Genomic DNA, 22,375 nt, shown 5'->3' with positions numbered 1-22,375 from the left:
TCACTGCCAGAAGACCTAGTAGGGGTCCTTTGCCGTGACCAGCTCGGCCCGCGCGGCGTCGACCGTCTTCCGCACGTTCTCCGGCAGGGTGTCGCGGGCAGCCTGGGCCTTGAGCGTCCAGTCCATCTGCCACGGCGGCCCCATGAATCCGTCGTCGGTCACTGGCCGGGCTCCAGCCGCCGCACCTGGTGTCGGATATGGGATGCCTCTTCAAGGAGCGCCTTGGCCTCGGTGATGTCGGTGGCCGCCGCCGCACGGTGTTCGAGATCGGTTACGTGAGCGTCGAGCTTCGGGTCTCGGGCGATCGCGTACTGACCCCACCATCGAGCCATGAATGCAGGCACCGTGCTGATGTCGTACGCGTCGGCGACAGCCCACTGCCAGTGCTCGTCGAAGTCGGCAAGGAGCTGGGGGGCGTGCTCCACGATCGCCTCGCGCAGGGCCTTCGGGGTCCGCTCGGGCATGGGCGGAACACTCGGTGTCGGTTCGGCGGCGTGGGCAGTCATGGCCGGTGGACTCCTTCGACGCTTCGTGCTTACGACCATAGCCCGCTCCTTGGGATGCGCGTGATCCGTCGGTGAGCGTCTTCGCCCGCTTCGGTGTCCACGGTGACCGGTGCGGGCACACGCATCCCCCGTGACTCGGCGACCCGCAAAGCGTCGGTCAGGCACTCGGCGAGACGGATGCCGGCGAAACGGACCTCCGTGTGCGAGGAGGCCGGGTCGTCCAGCACCTTGCGGGCGAGTCCGAGCACGTCCGCGCCGGTGGCGAGCTGGACGGCTTCCAAGTCGTCGGCAAGACGGGAGAGGTAGCTGCCGTCGTCGTCGGTCACCAGGTACCAGGGGTTGCCGTCGGAAGACGACCAGGGCAGGAGCCGGGGTGGCGGCGTGAGGTGTGTCGGACCGGTGGGGCGTTCCATCAGGCGGCCACCTTTCGCGTGCCGAGCAGGGCGATTTCCTGTTCGTGAGCGACGAGGTAGGGGCGGACGAGGGCGGAGGCAGTGCCGTCGAGGGGGCTGTGCAGGCCGTACGGGGAGCGGTGGCGGGGGAGCTGCGGCGGCCGGGATGCGGAGGGGCAGCTGACGAGGGTGAGGTGCACGTGGGGGAAGAGGTGACGGCGGGGGCGGCACCGACGCCGTTTCCCGGTGCCGGGGAGGAAGAGAAGGCGCAGCCATTGGAGGGCGCGGGGGATAAGGTCGTGCATGTCGACGCTCCTTGATCAGCGTTGGCCGTGCCCCGGGAGGTCTAGTCCACCTCGCCGGGGTCTTTCCGTCCTCGACGCTACACCGGGATGCAGTCCTCTACATACAAGTACAGAGGGATCCACACGATTGGGCAGGTTGCTACCGCTCTACGTTGGACGTATGAGCGATACCGAAGCGTCGAAGCCCACTCTGGACCCGATGAGCGCGAGACCGCTCTACGTGCAGTTGGCCGACGTCATCGCCGGGAAGATCGCATCCGGTGAGCTGGCGCCGGACAGGCCTATCCCGTCCGAGAACCACCTCGCCGACGAGTACGGCGTAGCACGACTGACCGCGCGACGGGCCGCACAGGAACTCCGCGAGCGCGGCCTGATCGTCACCGTCCGAGGCAAGGGTTCCTTTGTCGTCGAACAGCCGACCGTTGGCGCACCGGAAGAAGACGAACCGAACGCCTGAAGGGAGCGGGGCCACCAGCCACCTCCCCCCTACTCCGGCCTGTACGCCAGGAACGTCCCCGCTTGCCGCTTCGCCCCGCCCTCCGGTTCCTGCACCACCCTCGTCGTGATCACCAGCCCAGCCCGGTGCAGCAGTTCCGCGATCCGGTCCGGCGGCAGCAGGTGGGACTCGTAGGACACCGGATGGTCGCCGTACGCGCGCGTGGGGCGCAGGTGCTCGCCGTTGCCCACATGACCGGCCAGCATCAGCCGGCCGCCGGGCGCGAGGGTGCGGTGGAACTCGGCGAAGACGGTCGGCAGCCACTGCGGTGGAGTGTGGTGGATGGTGTAGTACGCGAGGATGCCGCCGAGTTCGCCGTCGGCGATGTCCAGCGCGGTCATCGAGCCTATGGTGAAACGGAGTTCGGGATGGGCCGCCCGGGCCAACTCGATCATCCTCGGCGACACGTCCACGCCGAACACCGGTACGCCCAGAGCCGCCAGGTGCGCCGTCACCTTGCCCGGACCGCAGCCGAGGTCGGCGACCGGCCCGAGAGGTGCCGCGAGTTCAGTCCTCCTACTCCCACACCAGTACGCCGGTCTACTCCCGCCGTGAGATGACCTCGGCGTCACCGCCCGGCACGGTGACAGCGTGAAGCCGAATCGGAAACTCAGTCGTCGTGCCCGCCGGGTCGCTCTCGTCGTTCACGTCATCGCCTCCGCCGGCTGGCTGGGGCTCTCCCTCGGGCTGCTCGCGCTCGGGATCGCCGCGGCCACCGCCGGGTCGCCCGCGGCCGTGGAGGCCTCCGTCCGGGGCATGGAGTTGTTCGCCGACTGGCTCCTGCTGCCCGTCGCGTTCCTCACGTTGCTCAGCGGGCTCGTGCTGTCGCTCGGCACGAAGTGGGGTCTGGCCCGGTATCGGTGGGTGTACACCAAGTTCTGGCTCACCCTCGGCACCACCACCGCCACCGTCTTCGCGCTGCGCCCCGGCGTGCACTCCGCCGTCACGGCCGTCGCCGCGGGCGAGGGGCTCCGGGACGCCGGGGACGTGCTGTTCGGGCCGGTCGTGTCGTTGTCCGCCTACGTCTTCATGACGGTGATCTCCGTGCTCAAGCCCTGGGGGAAGACCCGCCGGGGCAGCAAGGTGGCAAACACATTTGCCTAAAGGCTTTAGGCATGGGCACACTCCCTTTAGGCAGAAGGGAGAACCATGGCACGCGTAGGGCTCACGCCCCAGCGGCTGACCGAGGCCGGTGCCGAACTCGCCGATGAGGTCGGGTTCGAGCAGGTCACCGTCTCCGCACTCGCACGGCGCTTCGACGTCAAGGTCGCGAGCCTGTACTCGCACGTGCGCAACTCCCACGACCTGAAGACGAGGATCGCCCTGCTCGCCCTGGCGGAACTCGCCGACCGGGCCGCCGAGGCCCTGGCCGGGCGGGCCGGCAAGGACGCCCTGGCCGCTCTGGCGAACGTGTACCGCGACTACGCCCGCGAACACCCGGGCCGCTACGCCGCCGCCCAGCTCCGGCTCGACCCGCAGACCGCGGCCGCCAGCGCCGGGGTCCGGCACGCGCAGATGACCCGGGCGCTGCTGCGCGGCTACGACCTGACCGAGCCCGACCAGACCCACGCGGTCCGGCTGCTCGGCAGCGTCTTCCACGGCTACGTCAGCCTGGAGCTCGGTGGCGGTTTCAGCCACAGCGCCCCGGACACCGAGGAGACCTGGGCCCGGATCCTCGACGCCCTCGACACGCTGCTGCGGAATTGGCCCGCGGCCCCCACCGACCCCCGAGGCTGACACCCATGCACCCCGAGCACGACTCGCACCCCGAGCACCCCGAGCACCCCGAGCCCGACTGGATCACCACGCCCCTCACGGCGGACCTGCTGCGCGGCGCCCTCGACCTGGAGCGCACCGAGCACGGCCTGCTCCCGCACCGGCTGCCCGCCCGGGCCCGTGCGCAGAACACCAGCCCGCAGCTGGCGATGGCCGAGGCCCAGCCCTCCGGCGTACGGCTGGTGTTCCGTACCGCCGCGACCGCGATCGAGCTGGACACCCTGCGCACCAAGCGCGACTACGCCGGGTTCCCGCCGCGCCCGGACGGCCTGTACGACCTGCTTGTCGACGGCGTACCGGCCGGCCAGGCCGCCGGGACCGACGGCAACGTCCTCACCGTCGACCTCGCCACCTGGGCGGGCGAGGTCACGCCCGGCCCGGTCGGCACGGTCCGTTTCACGGGCCTGCCCGCACGGGACAAGGACGTGGAGATCTGGCTGCCGCACAACGAGACCACCGAGCTGGTCGCCCTGCGCACGGACGCCCCCGTCGTGCCCGCCCCGGACCGGGGCCGCCGGGTGTGGCTGCACCACGGCAGCTCGATCAGCCACGGTTCGGACGCCGCGAGCCCCACGGCCATCTGGCCCGCGATCGCCGCGCTGCGGGGCGGGACCGAGCTGGTCAACCTCGGTTTCGGCGGCAGTGCGATGCTCGACCCGTTCACCGCGCGCGCCATGCGCGACACCCCGGCCGACCTGATCAGCGTCAAGACGGGCATCAACCTCGTCAACCAGGACGCCATGCACCTGCGCACCTTCGGGCCCGCCGTGCACGGTTTCCTCGACACGATCCGCGACGGGCACCCGGACACCCCGCTGCTGCTCGTCTCCCCCATCCACTGCGCCATCCACGAGAACACCCCCGGCCCCACCGCCCCCGACCGGGACGAGATGAGCAAGGGCCGTATGGTCTTCGCCGCCATGGGCGACCCGGCACAGACGGCCGCGGGCAAGCTCACCCTCGCCGTCATCCGCGAGGAACTGTCCCGCATCGTCGAGCAGCGCGCCGCCGACGACCCCAACCTCCACTACCTCGACGGCCTCGACCTCTACGGCGCGCGGGACGCAGCCGCCCACCCCCTGCCCGACAACGTCCACCCGGACGCGGCCACCCACCGCCACATCGGCGCCCGCTTCCACGAGCTGGCCTTCGGGGACGGAGGGCCCTTCGCCACGACATAGCGCCAGGACATAGCGCCGGGGCATGGCGCCACGACACAGCGCCGGGGCGTGGCCGGTCAGTCCTCCTCGTACCCCTGCTCCGCGAGGATCCCCGCGATGCGCCCGCGATGGTCCGCCTCCCAGTCGTCCAGGGTCTGCGCGGCCTCCTTCGCGAGCTTCGCCCGGGCCGCCGCCAGTACCTCCGCGCGGCGGGCCCCGGGCACGACCACGACGCCCTCCTCGTCGGCGACGACCGTGTCTCCCGCGTCGACCGCGACCCCGCCGCAGCGCACCCGCTGGTTCAGCGGCAGGGCGGCCTTCTTGGCGCCCGGGATGGGGATGACACCGCGTGCGAACACCGGGAAGCCCATGTCCCTGACCTCGGCGAGGTCGCGGATCAGCCCGTCGGCGACGAACGCGGTGATGCCCCGGCGCCGGGCGACGGCGCAGACGTTGCCGCCGGCCAGGGCGTGGTCGAGGTCGCCCGACTCCACGACGACGACCGAGCCGGGCCCGGCCCGGTGGATCGCGGCGTGCAGCATCAGGTTGTCGCCGGGCGGGCACCGCACGGTGAAGGCCGCTCCGGCCACCCGGGGCACCGGCTCCCACAGCGGGCGGATCCCGATGTCCATGACCTGCTCGCGGCCCAGCAGATCGGCCAGCGTGGTCGTGGGGATGTCCGTGAACGCGTCGACGTCAGCCACCATGACAGGGGACCCTAGCCGCCGAAGGCGGACCACTGGAACGGCAGTTCCCTGCCCCGCACCACCTCCAGCCGTGACACCGCCCGGGTCAGCACCACGTAGAGCCGGTGCAGTCCCCGTTCCTCCGCCTCGGCGATCGCCGCCGGTTCGACGGCCACGACATGGTCGTACTCCAGGCCCTTGACCACGCTCGCCGGCACCAGGGCGACCCGCGCGCCCAGTTCGTCCGGGCCCGCCGCGTCGATGCCGGCCGCGTCCAGGGCCGCCCGCACCCGTGCGACGTCCGCGTCCGCCGCGACGATCCCGACCGACCCCTCCCGCCCGAGCGCGTCCCGTACGGCCGCCACGACCGCCCCGGGCACGCCGTCGACGGTCGTCTCCCGGATCCGCAACTCCCCGTCCCCGCGCAGCGAACGGGCCGGCGGCACATCCACGTCGAGGCGCTCCAGCAGCCGGTTGGCGAGCCCGACGACGGCCTGCGGCACCCGGAACCCGGTGGTCAGGGCGACCTCGGCCGCGTCCGGCTTCCCCAGGTGCGCGAGGACCGTACGCCAGGACCGGGCCGCCCACGGCGTGGTCCCCTGCGCCAGATCCCCCAGCACCGTCAGCGAACCGAAGCGGGCCCGGCGGGCGATGGCCCGGCACTCCATCGGGGACAGGTCCTGCGCCTCGTCGACGACGACGTGCCCGTACCCCTCCGGATGCCCGATCAGCCCGGCGACCTCGTCGAGCAGCACCAGATCGGCGGCCGACCAGCGCGCCGACTTCCACGACCGGGGCGGCCGCCGCCACCGCAGCGCCCGCCGCTCACCGGCGTCGAGCAGCCCCTCGGCGGCCGACGCCAGCACCTGCTCGTCGCCCAGCAGTTCGGCCACGACCTCCTCGGGTCGCACCCGCGGCCACACGGCGTCGACGTACGCCGACACGGGCCGCGCCCGCTCCACCCGCCGCACCCAGGCGTTCGGCGGCGGCCCGGCCCGCCGCTCGGCCTGTTCGCGCAGGCACCGCACGATCCGGGCGAGTTCCCCCGCCGGCACCCGCCACCGGTAGGCCCCGTCCGGCAGGGCGATCTCCGCGCCGTTGCCCTCGGCGCGCACGCGCGCGTACAGCGCCCGCCGCAGGACCTCGGCCATCCGGGCGTCGTGCTTCACGGCGGCGGCCGGTTCGTCGTCGACGCCGCGGACCGGGCAGCGCGCGATCTCCTCCGTCAGGGTCGACTGCCGCACCCCGCTCTCGCCGAGGGCCGGCAGCACCTCGGCGATGTACGACAGGAAGGTGCGGTTCGGCCCGAGGATCAGCAGGCCGCCGCGGCGGATGCGCTGCGGGTGGGTGTAGAGCAGATACGCCGCCCGGTGCAGCCCGACGGCGGTCTTGCCGGTGCCCGGTGCGCCCTGCACGCACACCGACAGCGCCAGGTCCCCCCGGACGAGGTCGTCCTGGTCGGGCTGGATCGTCGCGGCGATGTCCCGCATCGGCCCGACCCGGGGCCGTTCGATCTCCCGGGCGACGATCTCGCTGTCGCGCGACTCGCCCTGCTCCAGGTGCTCGTCCTCCAGGCCGGTGAGGTCCCCGGAGTCGCCCCGGCTGCCGGGCGCCCATCCGAAGCGCCTGCGCACCGCCACGCCCTGCGGGTCACGGGCCGAGGCCTGGTAGAAGGCGCGTGAGACGGGGGCACGCCAGTCGACGACCAGGGGCGGTTCGGCCGGGTGCTCGGAGATCCGCAGCCGCCCGATGTGCAGCGTGCCGTCCCCGCCCTGGAGCGCCCCGAAGAACAACGGCCCCTCGGGCAGCTCCCGCAGCGCCTTGGCCCGGCTGCGCAACTGGTACCCGAGGACTTCGGCGTCGGCCCCGGACGCGGACACGTCCTCCCCGATGACGACCTGTTCACCGGCGCCCTCGACCATCGCGGCGAGGGCGGTGCGGCAGCGCTCGTGGTGGGCGCGCTCGCGGTCGAGGACGTGCTTCAGGGCAGGCTCGGTCGAGGTCATTCCACCGAGCGTACGCGAAAATGTGACTGAGTTAAATAAATTACCGAGTCTCGCCCCTGAGGCGCGGCGGCAGCCCCGCGTCGAGCCATCCGAACGCCCGCCGCGCCGCCGCGACCGCGTCCGGCCGTACGTCCTCGACCCGCTCCCCCGCCGCGATCCGCCGCCAGTTCTCCAGCGCGAGCACCCGCAGTACGGCCATGATCTGCCCGGCCGCGAGCCGCGCCTCCAGATCACCCCCGAGCACCTCGGCCAGCGCGGCCTCCGACCGCTCCTGGTGCGAGTGCGCCCGGGCGACCAGGGAGGGCGTCCCGTAGAGCAGGGAATGGAAGGCGAGCACGTCGGGATGGTCGCTGAGCCCGGTCACGGGGTCCCCCCGCTCCAGGCCGTCCACGAAGTGCCGCCGCAGCGCCTCCACGGGAGCGGTCCCGGCCTCCGCCACCACCCGGGCGGCCTCCCCCTCGTGATCGGCGATCCGGTACAGCACCAGATCCTCCTTGGCCGGGAAGTACCGGAACAACGTCGGCTTCGAGATCTCGGCCGCCGCCGCCACCTCCGCGACGGACACCGCGTCGAACCCCTTCTCCATGAACAGCCGCACAGCGATGTCCGACACGGTCTCGTACATCCGCCGCTTCTTACGCTCACGCAGCCCGGGGTCACTCATGAGGGCGAGCCTACGCAGGGGCGGGGCGGGGCCGGGATCACCGCCCCGTCAGTAGATGTCCGAGGCCGTGGGCATGGGCCGGTCGTCCTGGGCGGCCCCTCGGTCGCCGTGCCAGCGGACGAGGGCGGTCATGATCTGGGAGCGGCTCGGGACCCGTGTCAGGCCGAGAGGCCGGGCGGCGGCGGTGAGGATCTTCTGGAGGCGGGCGGCGGCGACGGGGACGGCCACCCAGTTGAAGCCCCACTCCTCGCGCAGGGACAGCGCCACCCGGATGACGTCGGTGAAGACCGACTGCGCCCGCTTGAAGTCGAGGATCTTCGGCAGGTCCTGCTCCCAGCCGGCCGAGCCGCCCGCCCGGGTCTCCTCCACGACCCGGCACCACGCGCCCACCATGCGCTGCTCCTGGTCGGCCGGATAGCGCATCAGATACAGGTGGGTGGCGAGGTCGTAGAGGGGGTCCCCCAGCATCGCCAGCTCCCAGTCGATGACCCAGAGCCGCTGCCGGGGGTCGAGGACGAAGTTCTCCCGGTGCAGGTCCGCGTGCAGCAGGCAGAAGGGGCGCTCCCGCAACCCCAGCACCTGCTTCCTCAGCAGGGTGAACGATTCCTCCGAGATACCGAGCGCGTGGAAGAGCCCGGCGAAGTTCCGGTGGTTCTTCTCGTAGACCTGCTTCTCGACGAAGACGACCAGGCGCTCCAGGAAGCCGTCGCTGTCGCCGTCCTCGGCACGGTCCCGGTCCTCGCAGCGCCGCTCCACGTCGAGCATGTCCGGCGTGATGCGCACCATCTCGCCGAAGACGTCGACGATCTGACCGAACGTTCCGTCACAGACCCGTCGACCCGGCCTGCGCTGCTCCCCGAGCGTCCGCCCCTCGATGAAGGCCTGGAGCGCCATGCCGCCGACGTCGACGATGTCCGGGATGCGGCTGAGGTGCGGCTGGAGCGCCTTGAGCAGCTCCTCCTCCGACCCGAAGCACCGCCGGTCGAACCACAGGATCTCGGCGCGCGGTTCACGGACCTTCACCGCTCCCGCCCGGCCCGGCAGTGACAGGACGTAGGTCTCGTGGTGATAGCCCTTGAGCGGCCCCTTGACCAGGCTCGGGTCGCCGCTCATCTCCTCGGCTCGCTCTCGAGCACCGGAGACCAAGGAGGGTGTCATTCGCTGGTTCAGCCTGTTCCGGTGGTGCCGATGGTGAAAGGACCCCTAAGGGGAGACGCACGTTACTCCACCGGCCCCGGTCGCCGGAGGAAAACCCGGCCATCCGAGGAGCGGGTCCCCTCCCAGGCGTAACCGACGCACACCCGAGCGACGGCCCGGACCGCTGCGGCGCCGGACCCGCGCCGCCAAGACGCCCGGGACCGCCGCGCCTTCGCTCACCCCCGCAGCAGCCGCAGCAACGTCTCCAGGGACCCCACGACCGACTCCGCCCCGGCCTCCAGCAGGAGCTTCGCCTTCCGTTCGTTGCGGGCGTAACCCAGGAAAGGCACTCCGGCCCGTCCGGCCGCCTTCAGGTCCGTGGGGGCGTCGCCGATCATCAGCGCGTCCCCGGGCGCCGCCCCCATCGCCCGCAGTGCCCCGTTCAGGCAGTGCGGGTCCGGCTTCAGGTGCCGCAGCTCCTGGGTGCGGCCGTAGACGTGGGGGGCGAAGCAGCCGGCCAGGCCGCGTCCCTCCAGGTAGGTGTGCACCACCCGGGGCGAGTTGTTCGTGGTGATCGCCAGGCGGGAGCCCACCGCCGTCCAGGTGCGGATCAGCGGATCGGCGTACGGGGTCGGCATCGCGGAGGACGCGGCCCGCAGTTCCTCCTGAGTGAGGCGTTCCTCCAGCTCGGCGACGAGGTCGCTGCCGGGATGCCGGCGGTCCACGGCGCGCAGGACCACCTGCGGGTCGAGGGACTCGCGCTCGCTCTCCGTGAGCAGGCCGTGCAGACCGCGGCCCGCCAGCCAGGACACCAGGTCGGCCGAGACCCGCTCCGCGGAGTGCCCGGCGAACAGGCGGCAGATGGGCCCGTCGAAGTCCCAGAGCACGACACGGGCACGTCCGATCCGATCGCGGAGTCGGTTCGGATCGTTCTCGGTCGTGATGTGCACCGCACCAGTCTGCTTCGCATCAGAAGTCACTAGGAGAGTGTCAGGTCCGACGTGATGGTTTCCCAGAGGGCGTTGAACCACTTCTGGGATTCCTTCACGAACGCCGCGTCCCGGCGACCCGTGCGCTTCACGAAGGAGAACAGCAGCGACCGGGAGCCGAGGACGTCGTACATGTCCAGGGTCTGGCTGCCCCACTCCTCCGCGCGCCTGGTCAGCATGTAGTAGCCCATCAGGGCCTCCTCCTCGTTGAGGAGGTACAGCTTCACGGGCGGGGTGAACGGCAGTGCGCGGAAGGTGACATGGACGTCGATGCCGTGCGTCGAGCGCAGCGCCTTCAGGTTGTGCTGGAGGACCTGCCCCTGGGCGTTGCGCATCGCCAGCCAGCGCTGGTGGACGGGGTTGTCGTCGCCGTGGGCCTCGACCGGGACCGGGAAGGCCAGCTCGATGTCCCGGGACGGGACCAGGATGCGGACGTGGATCGACTCGGGGCGGATACGGCCCTCGTGGATCAGGCGCAGCGGCTCGCCGATGGCGATCATCAGCGTCTCGGCGGTGTGGCAGACCACGTCGACGCGGACGTGCGGTGCCGAGAAGGCCTCCGTCAGCCGGGGCGCCAGCCCCACCATCGTCGGCTGGGGCTCCCCCCGGACCGGCTCGGGGGCGGCGATCCGCGGTGGGCTGCCCTTGCTGACGTTGGTGAGCAGTCCGTCCTCCTGGAGGACGCGCAGGGCCTGGCGGACGGCGCCGCGCTCCACGCCGAACTCCTCCGCGAGTTCGGCCTGGGTGGGCAGGCGGTCCCCCGGCTTGAGCTCACCGGCTCGGATGCGTTGCCGCAGGACGTCGGCGATCTCCTGGGGCGAGGATCTTCTGCTGCCGCTCACTGCCACGTTCTCCGCCACGCTCTCCTGGGTCACGACCAAAACGCTACAACTCTGATCCATCTGGCGGGAGTTGTTTGAAAGTTGTTTATGAGTAGGGGCCAAGTGGGGACAACTTAATCAGAGTTGGTTGCCAACTTCTCGGAGTTGGCGGAAGTTTTGCTTCCGTACTTCCGAAGGGGGAACCCCGATGCCCGCCCTCGCTCTCCTCTCCGCCGCCTTCGTCGTCGCCTTCGAGCAGCTCGTCCAGTGGAAGTACGGCCCGGCCGGCCTCGTCGGCCTGATCCTTCTCACCGTGGGCGTCAAGGCCAAGAGCCCGGCCGTCAGCTCCGCGGGAGCGGTCGTGCTCGCGCTGCTGATGACGGGGCCCTCCCGATGACCCACCGCACCGCCCCGGAACGACCCGTGGGAGACGTCAGCTCGTGAGCACCAGCTCCGAACTGATCGTTTCCCACAGCGCGTTGAACCACAGGTGCGACTGCTCCACGAACGTCGTGTCCCGCAGCCCGGCGCCCTGCTCGAAGGAGAACAGCATGGACCGGCTGCCCAGGGCGTCGTACAGCGCCGGCTGCTCGTGCTCGGCCTCGGCCTCACGGCGGGTCAGCGTGTAGTACGCGAACAGCGCCTCCACGCCGTTGAGCAGGTACAGCTTCACCGGCGGGGTGAAGGGCAGCGCCCGGAACGTGACGCGCACATCGATGCCGTGGGTGGCGCGCAGGGCCAGCAGGTTGTGCTGGAGGACCTGCCCCTGGGCGTTGCGCATCGCCAGCCACCGCTCGTGCACCCAGTCGTCGCCCCCCTCGACCGGCACCGGGAAGGCCAGGTCGATGTTCCGGCTCGGCAGCAGCACCCTGACGTCGACCTTGGCCGGTTTCAGCCGTCCGGCGTGGATCTGCCGCAGCGGCTCACCGATGGCGAGCGTGAGGGAGATGGACGTCAGGCACACGGCGTCGATCTCGACGTGCTCCGCGCCGAACGCCGCCGCGATCCGCGGAGCGAGGGCCACCGTCGTGGGCAGCGGAGGAGCCTCCGGGCCGGTCAGCGCCCCGACGGGATCGGGGGCGACGGTCGCCGGAGCGCCCTTGGACACATTGGTCAGCAGCCGCTCGGACTGCAGGACGCGCAGCGCCTGCCGGACCGTCCCGCGCTCGACACCGAACTCGTGGGCCAGCTGAGCCTGGGTGGGCATGCGCGCACCTGGCCGCAGCGCCCCCGACCTGATCCGGGCACGCAGCTCGTCGGCCACCTCGTGATGTGTCCTCTGTGGCCGTTGCGACCTCTTCCGCCCATGGGCGGAGTCGTGTTCCGGGTCCACCACTGCACAGTACAACTTCCCGCCATCTTTGGGCAGTTCAAGGAAAGGTGGTTATGAGCCGCTTCCAAGCGGAGATAAGTACAGTGAAGTTGGTCGCCAACTTCGGGCACATGGTCAGACCTTCAGGGGGTTGGCCGCCCACCAGGGACTCCCTTCCGGAGGGGAGCCGGGAGTCCCGCCCGGCCGACACGGCCGCACGACAACCACAACAGAACAGCTCGCTACGGATGCGGGGCCCAGCACACACCGGCAGGAGGGAGCGGTTCAGAACATGTCCGGGCACCAAGGCCGCCTGGACGTACGCAGCAGGGCGTCGGCCTTCCGGGCGGCGCCCGCTCGTTCCTCACGCACCCGCCCCAGCGCCGCCAGCCGCACCGCCGACTCGTCCCCGAGCCACAGCGCGCCCAACGCGCCGATTCCCAGCTCCAGCTCCGCGCTCTCGGTGGTCGGCACACAGGACGCCCCCTCGGGCGAGGCTTCCAGCCGGTAGCGCCCGCCGGTCAGCCCGTCGACACCGGCCACCTCCAGCACCAGCGCCCCCGTGCCCTGGTATGTCCGCGCCTGAAGGGCCCGTTCGACGTCCAGGACGCGCAGCCACAGCCAGTCCGCGAGCGAGGTGATCCCGGCCGCCCGCGGGTCGGGCAGGACATGCGGGAGCAGGTCGTCGGGCGCCCGCCAGCCGCTCTTCACCTTCACGACCCAGTCGACGGAGCAGATGTACTCCCACAGCGCGCGTTCCGCGGCCGGAGTCACACCGATCAGCCACCGCACGGTCGCCGTGTTCAACGGCTGCTTGGCGTCACCCCAGTTGTCGTCCACCTCGTAGGCGGCCATGCCCTCGACCTCGCCGGACGCCGTGCGGTACACGGCGAAGAAGCACGGCTTCCACGTCGTGTCCCAGGGCAGGGCGCCGGTGTTCGCCCGCCACCACATGTCGTCGCGGTCGATGGCTCCGGGCAGGCCGCGGCGCAGCCGCTCGTGCAACTCGGGGCCGAGCTTGCGGATGTCCTCGCCCTCCACCAGATCGACCCGCCCGCCGTCCGCCGGGCCCGCCCGGCGGGCGTCGAGGCCGGCGCGCGGCACGTCGACCGTCCACTCCGCCATCGAGGTCGCCGGGCCGAAGCCGTAACGGCCGTAGATCGGGTACTCGGCGGCGATCAGCGTCGCGACGACGTCCCCGCGCTCCTTCGCGGCCGCCAGGTCCCGCCTCATCATGCGGCTGAGCAGCCTGCGACGGCGGTGGGTGGCGGTGACCGTGACCCCCGAGATCGCGTCGGCCGGGACGCTCGCGCCGCCCACGGCGGTGAGCTGCTGGTCGAAGGACCGGAACGTCGCCACACATCTGCCGCGGTCGAAGGCCCCGAGGTAGCGCCCCGCCACGAACCGCTCGCTGCGCCCCTCGATCTCCTCGTCGGTCAGCGGAGCCGCCCGCAGGAAGCCGGTGCTCACGGCACGCAGCCAGTCGGCGAACTCGGATTCGGTGATGGGACGTATGTCGATGCCGTCGGAGTGGGGTATCGGGGCCATGAACTCACGCTAGGCGCAGGGCCGGTCGGTGTCGCGTCAATATCCGACCGCCGCCGGCCCCCGGCCCCGCCCTCACCCGCCGTCCCCCTGCGCCCCCGCGAGGTGCGCGTGCTGACCTGCCCGCGCTGCCCTCGGCCCTGCCCGCCGCCCTCGACTGGCGGCGGGCCAGATGGCGGGCGGCCAGGGCGGCCGCCCGGCGGCACCGGCCCGGGGCGCCACCGCGCGCGGTCCGCCGACCGCCCCCGACGACCTGCTCCGGCGAGGCCGCGCAGAGCACCTACCCCGTCCTCCCCCGGCCGGACCTGGTCCGGGACGGCTCAGACCAGCAGGTCGTCGACCTGCGCCTCCCCCTCGCGGTAGCGGCGCGCGATCTCCGCGCCGCACTCGTCGGCCGTGCGCTGGAGCTTCCGGCGGCGCCGGGAGACCTGCTGTTCGTGACGCTCCAGCCGCCCCATCGCCGCGTTCAGCTCCAGGTCCGTGCGCGCGCCCAGGTCGGACAGCTCCACCTCGGCGAGCATCTCGGCGGCCAGCCGCCGGTACTCCTCACCCCGCGGGGTGCCCAGGGTGAGGTGGCGTGCCGAGGAACGGTGCCGCGCGGGGCCGTCCCGCAGGATCTCCGCCAGCCGCTCCACCACCGACGTCCCCTCCGGCACCTCGACGCGGGCCCCGCCCGCCGGTGCACGCCGGTCCACCTCCGCCCGCAGGATGTCGATCCGTCCCTGGAGCAGCCGCCGCAGATAGCTGAGGTCGGCCTCGTCGCGCTGGGCCTCGCGGCGCAGCGTGCGCAGCTCGGGCAGGCTCAGCGCGGGCATCTCCGGTCCCGAGGTGTCCGAGGGCAGCTGAGGGCTGTCCGTGCGCTGTGTGGGCGGCCGGTGGTACTCCGACGCGCCCCTCCCCGTGTACGTCGACCAGACAGCCGCCTGCTGCTGTCCGGTGCTTGATGTGCTCATGTGCCTCAACCGTCCCCTCGACCGGTGTGTGCAAGCATCGTGCCACCCCAGGTGGCCGCTATGGGAACGAGTGCCCCCGATAGACCCCAGATGGGCGGTATAGCAGCAAAATACGTCCGTGCAGGGGCTGTTGGCGTCCGCGCAAACCACCCTTTCGGGCCATCCGCCGACCGGCGGCGGCGCCGATGTCACCGCCCTGCATGATGGACGTATGCGAGCAGTGGTGCAGAGGGTGGACGGCGCGAGCGTCGTCGTGGACGGCGAGACGGTGGGCGCGATCGAGGGCGAGGGGCTGTGCGTCCTGGTCGGCGTCACCCACGAGGACACCAAGGAGAAGGCGGCCCAGCTGGCCCGCAAGCTCTGGTCGATCCGCATGCTGCACGACGAGAAGTCGTGCAGCGACATCGCCGCCCCACTGCTGGTGATCAGCCAGTTCACCCTGTACGGCGACGCCCGCAAGGGCCGCCGCCCCACCTGGAACGCCGCCGCCCCCGGTGACGTGGCCGAGCCCCTCGTCGACGAGGTGGTGGCCCAGCTGCGCTCGCTCGGCGCGACGGTGGCCACGGGCCGTTTCGGGGCGGCGATGCGTGTATCACTGACGAACGACGGCCCGTTCACCGTGCAGATCGAAATCTGACCCGAAAGGTCTACAAGCGTCAGCCGGGCCGCGGATCCACCGGGAGGGTCTACGGCTCGACGACGACCTCCTGGGCCGCCGCCGTGTCCCCCGCCACCAGCGGGGCGTCCACCGCCACGTTCCGCTTCACCAGGGCCAGGGCGACCGGGCCCAGCTCGTGGTGCCGGGCGGACGTCGTGACGAAACCGACCTTGCGGCCGTCGGGCCCGTCGTCCGCGAGCCGCAGCTCCGTCCCGGCCACGGGCAGATGGACCTCGCTGCCGTCGAGGTGCAGGAAGACCAGCCGGCGCGGCGGCTTGCCCAGGTTCTGCACCCGGGCGACCGTCTCCTGCCCCCGGTAGCAGCCCTTCTGCAGATGCACCGCCGAGCCGATCCAGCCCAGCTCGTGCGGGATGGTGCGGTGGTCGGTCTCGAAACCGAGCCGGGGCCGGTGCTGCTCCACACGCAGCGCCTCGTAGGCGAGGATCCCGGCGGGCGGCCCGGCCTGCCCGGCGAACGCCTCCAGCTCGGCACGGGGCAGGAACAGGTCCCGGCCGTGCGGCGTCTCCCGTACGACGACGCCCTCGGGGACCGGGGCGATGGAACCGGCCGGGAGGTGCACGACCGCGATGTCGGCCGTGCGGTCGACGACCTCGACCTTGTAGAAGAACTTCATCGACTCCAGGTAGGCGATCAGCGCCTCCTGGGTGCCCGGCTCCACATGGGCCCAGACCGTCTCGCCGTCGTCGACGAGGTACAGGGCGTGCTCGATGTGGCCGTTCGCGGAGAGGATCAGCGCCTCGGTGGCCCGGCCCGCCGGGAGGTCGCTGACGTGCTGGGTGAGCAGCAGGTGCAGCCAGGTCAGCCGGTCCTCGCCGGTGACGGCGACGACTCCCCGGTGCGAGAGGTCCACGAATCCGGTGCCGTCGGCGAGGGCGCGCTGCTCACGGAACAGATCGCCGTAGTGGGCGGCGACGCCTTCGTCCACGCCCTCGGCGGGGACGGCGCCGGGCAGGGTCAGCAGGGGGCTCTTCATACCCGTAAGCCTACGACTCGGTACTTGAAGCCTTCAGTGTGCAGTCCTCGCACCGGCCGAAGATCGCGAAGTGCTTCAGGTCGGTGTCGAAGCCGAAGGTCTGCCGCAGCTTGTCGGTGAACTCGGCGGCCACCGAGACGTCCGCCTCGATCACGTTCTGGCAGTCCCGGCAGACCAGGTGGAGGTGGTGGTGCCGGTCCGCGAGGTGGTACGTCGGCGCCCCGTGCCCCAGATGCGCGTGGCTGACCAGGCCGAGCTCCTCCAGGAGCTCCAGCGTCCGGTACACCGTGGAAATGTTGACCCCCGACGCCGTCTTCCTCACTTCCACGAGGATGTCGTCGGGGGTCGCGTGCTCCAGGGTGTCCACGGCTTCGAGCACGAGTTGCCGCTGCGGGGTCAGCCGGTAGCCGCGCTGCCGCAGATCGCTCTTCCAGTCGGTGCTCACCACACCGGCCAGTCTAGGACTACTTGAAGAAAGCGATCCCGTCGTCCGGCATGTCGTCGGGCAGGGCCTTGGCCCAGCGCTCGACCTCCTCCGGGGTGACGACCTTCTTCAGGTGGGCCGACATGTAGGGGCGCAGCTCGACGTCGGGGGTCTGCTTCTCGCCGACCCACATCAGGTCGCTCTTGACGTAGCCGTACAACCGCTTGCCGCCGGTGTAGGGCTGGGCGGCGGCCGTGCGGGCCACCGCGTCCGTCACGAGGTCGATCTGCGGCTTCTTGTCGGCCAGCTCGCCGTACCAGATCTCGATGACGCCGTCGTCGCGGGTCATCGTCACCTCGACCTTGCGGTCGGCGTCGATCCGCCAGTAGCCGTGCTCGGACTCCAGGGGACGGACCTTGTTGCCGTCCTGGTCCAGCACCCAGCTGTGCGACTGGTACTCCAGGAAGTCCCGGCCGTCGTGGGTGAAGGAGACCTCCTGCCCGAAGTTGCACTTCTCGGAACCGGGGAAGTCGTGCACGCCCGCGCCCGCCCAGTTGCCGAGCAGGAAGGCGAGCGGGACGAGGTCCTTGTGGAGGTCGGACGGGATCTCGATCATGGGAACTTCCTAGACGTGGGTCAGCGCTGGCCCTGGTACAGCTTCTTCACGGTCAGTCCGGCGAAGGCGAGGACGCCGACGGCGACCAGGACCAACAGGATTTCGAAGAAGATCTCCACGGGGTGCTCCTTGAGCGGGGGTGCGAATGGGTGCACAGGGCCGGAGGCCAGCTTACGCGGGCCGTTTCAGCACTTCGATTCCGGACTACGCTTCCGGCTATGGCGAAGAAGCTGGTGATCAAGGTGACGGCGGGGGCCGATGCTCCCGAGCGGTGTTCCCAGGCGTTCACGGTGGCGGCGGTGGCCGTCGCCAGCGGCGTCGACGTGTCCCTGTGGCTGACCGGCGAGTCCGCCTGGTTCGCGCTGCCCGGCCGCGCCGCCGAGTTCGAGCTGCCGCACGCGGCCCCGCTGCCCGACCTGCTGGACTCCCTCCTGACGGCCGGACGCGTCACCCTGTGCACGCAGTGCGCGGCCCGGCGCGAGATCACGGAGCAGGACGTGCTCAAGGGCGTCCGTATCGCGGGTGCGCAGGTCTTCGTCCAGGAGGCGATGGCGGACGAGACGCAGGCGCTCGTCTACTGAGACTCCGTGTACCGGCGGAACGGGTGCCCCGCGGGATCCGGCAGCACCCGGGACGCCCCGGGCGGGCGGGAGGGCGCCGGTCAGTGGGGGCGCTTCTTGCCGTCCAGCTCGTCCCACCACTCGTCGGACTGGGGGTCGCCGGACGGGTCGTCCCACCAGCGGTCCTCAGGCCCACGCCGGTTCGCGACCATGGCGGCGACGGGCGGGATGACCATGGCGACGACGCACATCCCGACGGCGACGGGGACGGACCACAGCCGCACGACACCCCACGCCAGCACGAAGAGGCCGATGCAGAGGCCCATCATCGCGAAGTACGTGTGACGCCGCCGTGCGTACATACGTCCAGCGTAGATCCGGGCACGCCGAAGGGCCGCACCCCAGGTGTCCAACCCGGGGGGTGCGGCCCTCCGTGGAGAAGCTCGCCGTCAGACGGCGATCGCGACCTCCGCCAGGCCGCCCTGCTGGGCGACGACCGTGCGGTCGGCGGTGGCGCCGGGCACGAGGGCACGGACGGTCCAGGTGCCCTCGGCCGCGTAGAAGCGGAACTGTCCGGTCGCCGAGGTCGGCACCTCGGCCGTGAACTCGCCGGTCGAGTCCAGCAGACGCACGTAACCCACCACGGGCTCGCCGTCCTTGGTCACCTGACCCTGGATGGTGGTCTCACCGGGCTTGATCGTCGAGGCGTCGGGGCCGCCGGCCTTCGCACCGCACATGTCGTACTCCTGAAGTTTCGGAAAGGTCGGTCGGGGTGGGTTACTTGTTGGCGCCGAGCTCGATCGGCACGCCCACGAGGGAGCCGTACTCGGTCCACGAGCCGTCGTAGTTCTTGACGTTCTCCACACCCAGGAGCTCGTGCAGCACGAACCAGGTCAGCGCGGAGCGCTCACCGATGCGGCAGTAGGCGATGGTGTCCTTGGCCAGGTCGACGCTCTCCGCGGCGTAGAGCTCCTTGAGCTCGTCGTCCGACTTGAAGGTGCCGTCGTCGTTGGCGTTCTTGGACCACGGGATGTTCCGGGCGCTGGGCACGTGGCCCGGGCGCTGGGACTGCTCCTGCGGCAGGTGGGCCGGGGCGAGCAGCTTGCCGGAGAACTCGTCGGGCGAGCGCACGTCGACGAGGTTCTGCGAGCCGATCGCGGCCACGACGTCGTCGCGGAAGGCGCGGATGGAGGTGTCCTGGGCCTTGGCCTTGTAGTCCGTCTTCGGACGCTCCGGCACCTCGTCACCGGCGACCAGCTCGCGGGCGTCGAGCTCCCACTTCTTGCGGCCGCCGTCGAGCAGCTTGACGCTGTCGTGGCCGTAGAGCTTGAAGTACCAGTAGGCGTAGGAGGCGAACCAGTTGTTGTTGCCGCCGTAGAGGACCACGGTGTGGTCGTTGCCGATGCCCTTGTCGGACAGGAGCTTCTCGAAGCCCTCCTGGTCGACGAAGTCACGGCGGACCGGGTCCTGGAGGTCCTGGGTCCAGTCGATCCGGATGGCGTTCTTGATGTGGTTCTTCTCGTAGGCGGACGTGTCCTCGTCCACCTCGACGATGGCGATGGTCGGGTCGTCCAGGTGCTCCTGGAGCCAGTCGGCGTCAACCAGGACGTCGTTGCGGCTCATGCTTCTTCTCCTCCGGGGCAGTTACGGCGGGGCGTGCGAGGTCTCAAGGGCGCGCCCTTGAGGCAGGGCGGCGCACGGGTGCCCGTGATGCGGGGCTGCGGGGATGCGCGCGCCGGCGCGACTGCCGACGCGATCGCTCAGAAGGTGCGACAGAGCATGGCGGCGACGCGGCACAGGTCTACTGCCCGCCGCTTCGTGAGATCCGCCTGTCGCTTCATGGCCTCGATCGTAGGGACGGTCGGGCGGGCGTGTCACCGGTGTGTCGCATACTGAGACGGGATGATCCGCCATATGGGATCAGGAGGCCCCCGGGCCGTTCGCCGCACGGGATCCGGCCGACCGTATCCCTCGTCACATCTACGCTGCGGACATCACTGTCTCGCCCACCGGACAGCGCAGGTCGGATGCGTCCAGCGACTGCCTACCCGGCCAGCCGGACGCCGGAACCCTTCACCGTGATCTCGACACCGTCCGGGGCGGCCTGGACGGTGTCCAGCTCGATGCCGCCGGGCAGACCGTCGATCTTCTGCTGGAAGTCGGTGATCGCCCGGACGCGGTTCTCGGCGATGTCGACGCCGCCGAACTTGGGCAGGCCGTCGGCGTGCACACGGACGGTGCCGTTGTCCACCTTCACCGAGCTGAGCACCGAGACCGGCTCCGGGAGCTTGGTGCCGAGCACCGTGGCCTCGACGGTGACCTTGATCTTGCCGTTGCCGCCGTCGGAGAGGCCGACGACGTTGGCTGTGACGCCCGGGGCGACCTGGGTGGGCTCGGACTTCGCCGTCTTCAGCAGCTCGTCGTAGGCGATGGTCGCGGTGCCGGTGGCGGTGGCGGCGGTGGCGGAGCTGTAGTCGCCGGAGAACTCGACGCCCTTCATGTCGGCCTGGAGGTCGTCGATACGGATCTTCTGGCCGCCGTTGCCCGCGGCGGCCTCGTAGTCCTTGATGCCGATCTCGACGTCGTCCAGGGAACCGCCGGCGACCTGGGTGAGGAACGGGAAGCCCTTGATCGACACGTCCGGCGTCGCTGACAGGTTCTCCGTCGTCTTCAGCCGGTCGGCGGCCTCGTCCTCGGCGAAGTTGACCGCGAGGCGGTCGGCGATCACGAAGAGCCCGCCCAGGATCACGACGAAGATCAGCAGTATTCGCAGTGCGCGCATGCGGTGTGTCCCCCACCCAGTCGGCTTAGACGGCGGTGCCCGACGACCGGGTGGCCGTCCCTTGCGTGAGAGTAACCCCGCGGGGAAGGGGGACCGCGGGATTGTTGATCATCTGTGACAGGGCCGGGGCGCGGTGCCCCGGCCTGTGCCCCGGCTACGCCAGCGCCCGGCCCAGGACGTAGACCACCGGGGCCGCGGCGGCCAGCGGCAGGGCCACGCCCGCCGTGAAGTGGACGAAACGGGACGGGTAGTCGTAGCTCGCGACCCGGTGGCCGATCAGGGCGCAGACGGCGGCGCCCGCGCCGAGAACGGCACCCGACGTACCGAAGTCCGTCACCGAGCCCATCGCGATGCCCGCACCCGCCGCGGCGAGCAGCGACACCACCACCGAGACCGGGGTCGGCAGCGGCAGGGCACGGGCCAGGACGGCGACCGCGACGGCCACCGCACCCACCGTGACCGCGTCCGAGGCGGCCGCGAGGTACCCGCCGGCCACGATCGCCAGCGCCGACGCCGCGACCGTCGCCATCAGGCCGTACATCCGCTCGTCCGGGTCGGCGTGCGACCGCAGTTGCAGGACCAGCGCGAGCAGCACCCACACCCCGATGGTGCCGAGGATCGCCGCCGGCGAGCGGTCCGAGACCAGCAGCGCGGCGTCCGCGGCCAGCGCGCCAGCGAAGCCCAGCGCGATGCCCTGCCGGGCCGGCCACATGCCGTTCAGCCGGAACCAGCCCGCCGCGGTGACGGCCTGGAGGATCACCAGCGGCACGAGCAGCGCGTACGTACCGACCGCCGCGGCACCGGCCAGCAGCAGTCCGAGCAGCGCCGTCAGCGCGGCCGGCTGCATGCCGGGCTCGATGATCGGGGACCGCCCCTCGGCGCGGGCCCGCTGCGCGTCGGTGACGCGCGCGTTCCCGCCGACGGTGGCGGGGCCGTAGCCGGGCGCGGAGGCGTCGGCGTCAGTTCCCACCGGGGCAGCGTGCCCCTGCGGCGCCGGTGGCTGCGGGGACTGGTGAGCCTGGTGCGGTTGGTGCGGCTGTGGCTGTGGCGGCTGAGGCTGAGGCGACTGCGGTGTCAGGATCGCCGTCTCCGGATCCGGCGCCTGCGCCTGCGCGGACACCGTCCGGTGGTTCCGCGTCTCCCAGGTCTGCCCCTGCCACTGCTGCGTGTACTGCTGCGCGGCATGCGGGTCGTGCGGGTCGTCGTACCCCTGGTACCCCTGCCCGGGCCACGCCTGCGGCTGCTGCCCGTAGGGGTCGTACGGCGGGTTTTGCCGATGCTGCTGGTTCGCCTGGTTCGGCTGGTCGGTCATCGCTCATCCTCCTGCGAACGGCGGGAGCACCTCGACCGTGCCGCCGTCGGCCAGCCGTACCGTCTCATGTCCGCGGGTGCCCACGGGGTCGCCGTCCACCAGGAACGAGCACCGGCGCAGGACGCGCTCGAGCTCGCCGGCGTGCCGCTCGCGCACCGCGTCGAGCGCCTCGGCGAGGGTGGCCGCCTCGTACGGCTCCTCGGCCACCCCGGCCGCGGCCTTGGCGGCGGCCCAGTAGCGCACCGTGACCTTTGGCATCTGCTTCCTCAATGAATTCGGCT

Annotated in this window: 30 protein-coding genes and 1 pseudogene; 7 read left to right on the top strand and 24 right to left on the bottom strand. The window is 71.4% G+C overall.

What is annotated here, in order from left to right:
- Positions 1-15: 15 nt before the first annotated feature.
- Genes ACFZDE_RS21035 through ACFZDE_RS21020 form a run of 4 tightly spaced genes read right to left on the bottom strand, consistent with a single transcriptional unit; the run spans position 16 to position 1,203 of the window.
- Positions 16-162 carry a hypothetical protein gene (locus ACFZDE_RS21035; RefSeq protein WP_391201589.1) on the bottom strand — a complete coding sequence of 49 codons (147 nt, stop codon included), beginning with the start codon at positions 160-162 and terminating at the stop codon, positions 16-18.
- The gene (locus ACFZDE_RS21030) at positions 159-506 is read right to left on the bottom strand and encodes a hypothetical protein (protein ID WP_391201586.1); all 348 of its coding nucleotides are present in this window, start codon (positions 504-506) and stop codon (positions 159-161) included. The genes ACFZDE_RS21035 and ACFZDE_RS21030 overlap by 4 nt, the downstream gene beginning before the upstream one ends.
- Positions 507-535: 29 nt before the next feature.
- Positions 536-919, bottom strand: a complete 384-nt coding sequence (locus ACFZDE_RS21025; protein ID WP_391201584.1) for a hypothetical protein — start codon at positions 917-919, stop codon at positions 536-538.
- Positions 919-1,203, bottom strand: a complete 285-nt coding sequence (locus ACFZDE_RS21020) for a hypothetical protein (protein ID WP_391201582.1) — start codon at positions 1,201-1,203, stop codon at positions 919-921. The genes ACFZDE_RS21025 and ACFZDE_RS21020 overlap by 1 nt, the downstream gene beginning before the upstream one ends.
- A 160-nt stretch (positions 1,204-1,363) precedes the next feature.
- Between ACFZDE_RS21020 and ACFZDE_RS21015 the strand changes: the two genes are divergently transcribed.
- Complete coding sequence (locus tag ACFZDE_RS21015; RefSeq protein ID WP_391201579.1) at positions 1,364-1,660, top strand: GntR family transcriptional regulator; 297 nt, start codon at positions 1,364-1,366, stop codon at positions 1,658-1,660.
- Between the two features lie 29 nt (positions 1,661-1,689).
- On the opposite strand, the pseudogene ACFZDE_RS21010 reads toward ACFZDE_RS21015, so the two are convergent.
- Positions 1,690-2,199: pseudogene (locus ACFZDE_RS21010) on the bottom strand (class I SAM-dependent methyltransferase); the annotation flags it as partial.
- Between the two features lie 91 nt (positions 2,200-2,290).
- On the opposite strand from ACFZDE_RS21010, the gene ACFZDE_RS21005 reads away from it, so the two are divergent.
- The 3 genes from ACFZDE_RS21005 to ACFZDE_RS20995 are packed head-to-tail and all read left to right on the top strand — an operon-like array spanning position 2,291 to position 4,656.
- Entirely contained in the window at positions 2,291-2,803 is a 513-nt protein-coding gene (locus tag ACFZDE_RS21005) for a DUF2269 domain-containing protein (RefSeq protein ID WP_391201577.1), read from the top strand.
- Positions 2,804-2,848: 45 nt separating this feature from the next.
- A complete protein-coding gene (locus ACFZDE_RS21000; protein WP_391201575.1) occupies positions 2,849-3,436 on the top strand; it encodes a WHG domain-containing protein in 588 nt (195 codons plus the stop codon).
- A gap of 5 nt (positions 3,437-3,441) precedes the next feature.
- On the top strand, positions 3,442-4,656 hold the full coding sequence (locus tag ACFZDE_RS20995) for a GDSL-type esterase/lipase family protein (protein ID WP_391201572.1): 1,215 nt from the start codon (positions 3,442-3,444) through the stop codon (positions 4,654-4,656).
- A gap of 56 nt (positions 4,657-4,712) precedes the next feature.
- Here ACFZDE_RS20995 and ACFZDE_RS20990 read toward each other — a convergent pair whose 3' ends face one another.
- The 6 genes from ACFZDE_RS20990 to ACFZDE_RS20965 all read right to left on the bottom strand — a co-directional run bounded on the left by ACFZDE_RS20990 (position 4,713) and on the right by ACFZDE_RS20965 (position 10,998).
- Entirely contained in the window at positions 4,713-5,342 is a 630-nt protein-coding gene (locus ACFZDE_RS20990; protein WP_391201570.1) for an RraA family protein, read from the bottom strand.
- 11 nt (positions 5,343-5,353) lie between these two features.
- Positions 5,354-7,327 (bottom strand): HelD family protein, encoded by a 1,974-nt coding sequence (locus ACFZDE_RS20985; protein WP_391201567.1) that lies wholly within the window; start codon positions 7,325-7,327, stop codon positions 5,354-5,356.
- 40 nt (positions 7,328-7,367) lie between these two features.
- Positions 7,368-7,991 carry a TetR family transcriptional regulator gene (locus tag ACFZDE_RS20980; protein WP_391000454.1) on the bottom strand — a complete coding sequence of 208 codons (624 nt, stop codon included), beginning with the start codon at positions 7,989-7,991 and terminating at the stop codon, positions 7,368-7,370.
- Positions 7,992-8,039: 48 nt separating this feature from the next.
- Positions 8,040-9,104 carry a phosphotransferase gene (locus tag ACFZDE_RS20975; protein ID WP_391201565.1) on the bottom strand — a complete coding sequence of 355 codons (1,065 nt, stop codon included), beginning with the start codon at positions 9,102-9,104 and terminating at the stop codon, positions 8,040-8,042.
- A 260-nt stretch (positions 9,105-9,364) separates the two neighbouring features.
- Complete coding sequence (locus ACFZDE_RS20970; RefSeq protein ID WP_391201562.1) at positions 9,365-10,108, bottom strand: HAD family hydrolase; 744 nt, start codon at positions 10,106-10,108, stop codon at positions 9,365-9,367.
- Positions 10,108-10,998 carry a GntR family transcriptional regulator gene (locus tag ACFZDE_RS20965; protein ID WP_391201559.1) on the bottom strand — a complete coding sequence of 297 codons (891 nt, stop codon included), beginning with the start codon at positions 10,996-10,998 and terminating at the stop codon, positions 10,108-10,110. Before ACFZDE_RS20965 ends, ACFZDE_RS20970 begins: the two co-directional genes overlap by 1 nt.
- Before the next feature lie 148 nt (positions 10,999-11,146).
- Between ACFZDE_RS20965 and ACFZDE_RS20960 the strand changes: the two genes are divergently transcribed.
- A complete protein-coding gene (locus tag ACFZDE_RS20960) occupies positions 11,147-11,335 on the top strand; it encodes a hypothetical protein (protein ID WP_391201557.1) in 189 nt (62 codons plus the stop codon).
- 36 nt (positions 11,336-11,371) lie between these two features.
- Here the strand turns inward: ACFZDE_RS20960 and ACFZDE_RS20955 are convergent, their stop codons facing one another.
- The 3 genes from ACFZDE_RS20955 to ACFZDE_RS20945 form a co-directional block, all read right to left on the bottom strand.
- Positions 11,372-12,286, bottom strand: coding sequence for a GntR family transcriptional regulator (locus tag ACFZDE_RS20955; protein WP_391201554.1), 915 nt, complete (start codon positions 12,284-12,286; stop codon positions 11,372-11,374).
- Positions 12,287-12,535: 249 nt separating this feature from the next.
- Positions 12,536-13,798 (bottom strand): GNAT family N-acetyltransferase, encoded by a 1,263-nt coding sequence (locus tag ACFZDE_RS20950; RefSeq protein WP_391201551.1) that lies wholly within the window; start codon positions 13,796-13,798, stop codon positions 12,536-12,538.
- Between the two features lie 317 nt (positions 13,799-14,115).
- Positions 14,116-14,748, bottom strand: coding sequence for an aerial mycelium formation protein (locus ACFZDE_RS20945; RefSeq protein ID WP_391000388.1), 633 nt, complete (start codon positions 14,746-14,748; stop codon positions 14,116-14,118).
- Between the two features lie 211 nt (positions 14,749-14,959).
- Here ACFZDE_RS20945 and dtd point away from each other — a divergent pair, with 211 nt between their 5' ends.
- Positions 14,960-15,385, top strand: coding sequence for a D-aminoacyl-tRNA deacylase (dtd, locus tag ACFZDE_RS20940; RefSeq protein ID WP_391000385.1), 426 nt, complete (start codon positions 14,960-14,962; stop codon positions 15,383-15,385).
- A gap of 49 nt (positions 15,386-15,434) precedes the next feature.
- On the opposite strand, the gene ACFZDE_RS20935 is transcribed toward dtd, so the two are convergent.
- The 3 genes from ACFZDE_RS20935 to ACFZDE_RS20925 are packed head-to-tail and all read right to left on the bottom strand — an operon-like array spanning position 15,435 to position 17,440.
- Entirely contained in the window at positions 15,435-16,400 is a 966-nt protein-coding gene (locus tag ACFZDE_RS20935; RefSeq protein WP_391201548.1) for a YgfZ/GcvT domain-containing protein, read from the bottom strand.
- Positions 16,401-16,410: 10 nt separating this feature from the next.
- Complete coding sequence (locus tag ACFZDE_RS20930; protein ID WP_391000379.1) at positions 16,411-16,848, bottom strand: transcriptional repressor; 438 nt, start codon at positions 16,846-16,848, stop codon at positions 16,411-16,413.
- Positions 16,849-16,864: 16 nt separating this feature from the next.
- Positions 16,865-17,440 (bottom strand): heme-binding beta-barrel domain-containing protein, encoded by a 576-nt coding sequence (locus ACFZDE_RS20925; RefSeq protein WP_391201545.1) that lies wholly within the window; start codon positions 17,438-17,440, stop codon positions 16,865-16,867.
- A gap of 218 nt (positions 17,441-17,658) precedes the next feature.
- Between ACFZDE_RS20925 and ACFZDE_RS20920 the strand changes: the two genes are divergently transcribed.
- Positions 17,659-18,021, top strand: coding sequence for a DsrE family protein (locus ACFZDE_RS20920; RefSeq protein WP_097217443.1), 363 nt, complete (start codon positions 17,659-17,661; stop codon positions 18,019-18,021).
- Positions 18,022-18,101: 80 nt separating this feature from the next.
- On the opposite strand, the gene ACFZDE_RS20915 is transcribed toward ACFZDE_RS20920, so the two are convergent.
- The 7 genes from ACFZDE_RS20915 to ACFZDE_RS20885 form a co-directional block, all read right to left on the bottom strand.
- Entirely contained in the window at positions 18,102-18,362 is a 261-nt protein-coding gene (locus tag ACFZDE_RS20915; RefSeq protein WP_104787603.1) for a DUF3099 domain-containing protein, read from the bottom strand.
- Between the two features lie 87 nt (positions 18,363-18,449).
- The gene (locus ACFZDE_RS20910; protein WP_003991226.1) at positions 18,450-18,737 is read right to left on the bottom strand and encodes a DUF1416 domain-containing protein; all 288 of its coding nucleotides are present in this window, start codon (positions 18,735-18,737) and stop codon (positions 18,450-18,452) included.
- A gap of 40 nt (positions 18,738-18,777) precedes the next feature.
- Entirely contained in the window at positions 18,778-19,623 is an 846-nt protein-coding gene (locus tag ACFZDE_RS20905; protein WP_358279300.1) for a sulfurtransferase, read from the bottom strand.
- Between the two features lie 137 nt (positions 19,624-19,760).
- Complete coding sequence (locus ACFZDE_RS20900) at positions 19,761-19,841, bottom strand: putative leader peptide (RefSeq protein ID WP_350310325.1); 81 nt, start codon at positions 19,839-19,841, stop codon at positions 19,761-19,763.
- Positions 19,842-20,044: 203 nt separating this feature from the next.
- Positions 20,045-20,782, bottom strand: a complete 738-nt coding sequence (locus ACFZDE_RS20895) for an LmeA family phospholipid-binding protein (protein ID WP_391000369.1) — start codon at positions 20,780-20,782, stop codon at positions 20,045-20,047.
- Between the two features lie 154 nt (positions 20,783-20,936).
- Positions 20,937-22,094, bottom strand: coding sequence for a hypothetical protein (locus ACFZDE_RS20890; RefSeq protein WP_391201543.1), 1,158 nt, complete (start codon positions 22,092-22,094; stop codon positions 20,937-20,939).
- A gap of 3 nt (positions 22,095-22,097) precedes the next feature.
- Positions 22,098-22,352, bottom strand: a complete 255-nt coding sequence (locus tag ACFZDE_RS20885; protein ID WP_391000363.1) for a MoaD/ThiS family protein — start codon at positions 22,350-22,352, stop codon at positions 22,098-22,100.
- Positions 22,353-22,375 lie beyond the last annotated feature (23 nt).

The sequence above is a fragment of the Streptomyces sp. NPDC007929 genome (genome assembly GCF_042959065.1).
GTDB lineage: Bacteria > Actinomycetota > Actinomycetes > Streptomycetales > Streptomycetaceae > Streptomyces.
The sequence above is the reverse complement of the archived record's forward strand: the minus strand, read 5'-3'. Positions and strand labels throughout refer to the sequence as shown.

Excerpts from the sequence above, each read along its gene's own strand:
- ACFZDE_RS21030 (WP_391201586.1), bottom strand. The coding sequence starts at position 506 with ATGACTGCCCACGCCGCCGAACCGACACCGAGTGTTCCGCCCATGCCC.
- ACFZDE_RS21025 (WP_391201584.1), bottom strand. The coding sequence starts at position 919 with ATGGAACGCCCCACCGGTCCGACACACCTCACGCCGCCACCCCGGCTC.
- ACFZDE_RS21020 (WP_391201582.1), bottom strand. The coding sequence starts at position 1,203 with ATGCACGACCTTATCCCCCGCGCCCTCCAATGGCTGCGCCTTCTCTTC.
- ACFZDE_RS21015 (WP_391201579.1), top strand. The coding sequence starts at position 1,364 with ATGAGCGATACCGAAGCGTCGAAGCCCACTCTGGACCCGATGAGCGCG.
- ACFZDE_RS21000 (WP_391201575.1), top strand. The coding sequence starts at position 2,849 with ATGGCACGCGTAGGGCTCACGCCCCAGCGGCTGACCGAGGCCGGTGCC.
- ACFZDE_RS20995 (WP_391201572.1), top strand. The coding sequence starts at position 3,442 with ATGCACCCCGAGCACGACTCGCACCCCGAGCACCCCGAGCACCCCGAG.
- ACFZDE_RS20990 (WP_391201570.1), bottom strand. The coding sequence starts at position 5,342 with ATGGTGGCTGACGTCGACGCGTTCACGGACATCCCCACGACCACGCTG.
- ACFZDE_RS20985 (WP_391201567.1), bottom strand. The coding sequence starts at position 7,327 with ATGACCTCGACCGAGCCTGCCCTGAAGCACGTCCTCGACCGCGAGCGC.
- ACFZDE_RS20980 (WP_391000454.1), bottom strand. The coding sequence starts at position 7,991 with ATGAGTGACCCCGGGCTGCGTGAGCGTAAGAAGCGGCGGATGTACGAG.
- ACFZDE_RS20975 (WP_391201565.1), bottom strand. The coding sequence starts at position 9,104 with ATGAGCGGCGACCCGAGCCTGGTCAAGGGGCCGCTCAAGGGCTATCAC.
- ACFZDE_RS20960 (WP_391201557.1), top strand. The coding sequence starts at position 11,147 with ATGCCCGCCCTCGCTCTCCTCTCCGCCGCCTTCGTCGTCGCCTTCGAG.
- ACFZDE_RS20950 (WP_391201551.1), bottom strand. The coding sequence starts at position 13,798 with ATGGCCCCGATACCCCACTCCGACGGCATCGACATACGTCCCATCACC.
- ACFZDE_RS20945 (WP_391000388.1), bottom strand. The coding sequence starts at position 14,748 with ATGAGCACATCAAGCACCGGACAGCAGCAGGCGGCTGTCTGGTCGACG.
- dtd (WP_391000385.1), top strand. The coding sequence starts at position 14,960 with ATGCGAGCAGTGGTGCAGAGGGTGGACGGCGCGAGCGTCGTCGTGGAC.
- ACFZDE_RS20935 (WP_391201548.1), bottom strand. The coding sequence starts at position 16,400 with ATGAAGAGCCCCCTGCTGACCCTGCCCGGCGCCGTCCCCGCCGAGGGC.
- ACFZDE_RS20925 (WP_391201545.1), bottom strand. The coding sequence starts at position 17,440 with ATGATCGAGATCCCGTCCGACCTCCACAAGGACCTCGTCCCGCTCGCC.
- ACFZDE_RS20920 (WP_097217443.1), top strand. The coding sequence starts at position 17,659 with ATGGCGAAGAAGCTGGTGATCAAGGTGACGGCGGGGGCCGATGCTCCC.
- ACFZDE_RS20915 (WP_104787603.1), bottom strand. The coding sequence starts at position 18,362 with ATGTACGCACGGCGGCGTCACACGTACTTCGCGATGATGGGCCTCTGC.
- ACFZDE_RS20910 (WP_003991226.1), bottom strand. The coding sequence starts at position 18,737 with ATGTGCGGTGCGAAGGCCGGCGGCCCCGACGCCTCGACGATCAAGCCC.
- ACFZDE_RS20905 (WP_358279300.1), bottom strand. The coding sequence starts at position 19,623 with ATGAGCCGCAACGACGTCCTGGTTGACGCCGACTGGCTCCAGGAGCAC.
- ACFZDE_RS20900 (WP_350310325.1), bottom strand. The coding sequence starts at position 19,841 with ATGAAGCGACAGGCGGATCTCACGAAGCGGCGGGCAGTAGACCTGTGC.
- ACFZDE_RS20895 (WP_391000369.1), bottom strand. The coding sequence starts at position 20,782 with ATGCGCGCACTGCGAATACTGCTGATCTTCGTCGTGATCCTGGGCGGG.
- ACFZDE_RS20890 (WP_391201543.1), bottom strand. The coding sequence starts at position 22,094 with ATGACCGACCAGCCGAACCAGGCGAACCAGCAGCATCGGCAAAACCCG.
- ACFZDE_RS20885 (WP_391000363.1), bottom strand. The coding sequence starts at position 22,352 with ATGCCAAAGGTCACGGTGCGCTACTGGGCCGCCGCCAAGGCCGCGGCC.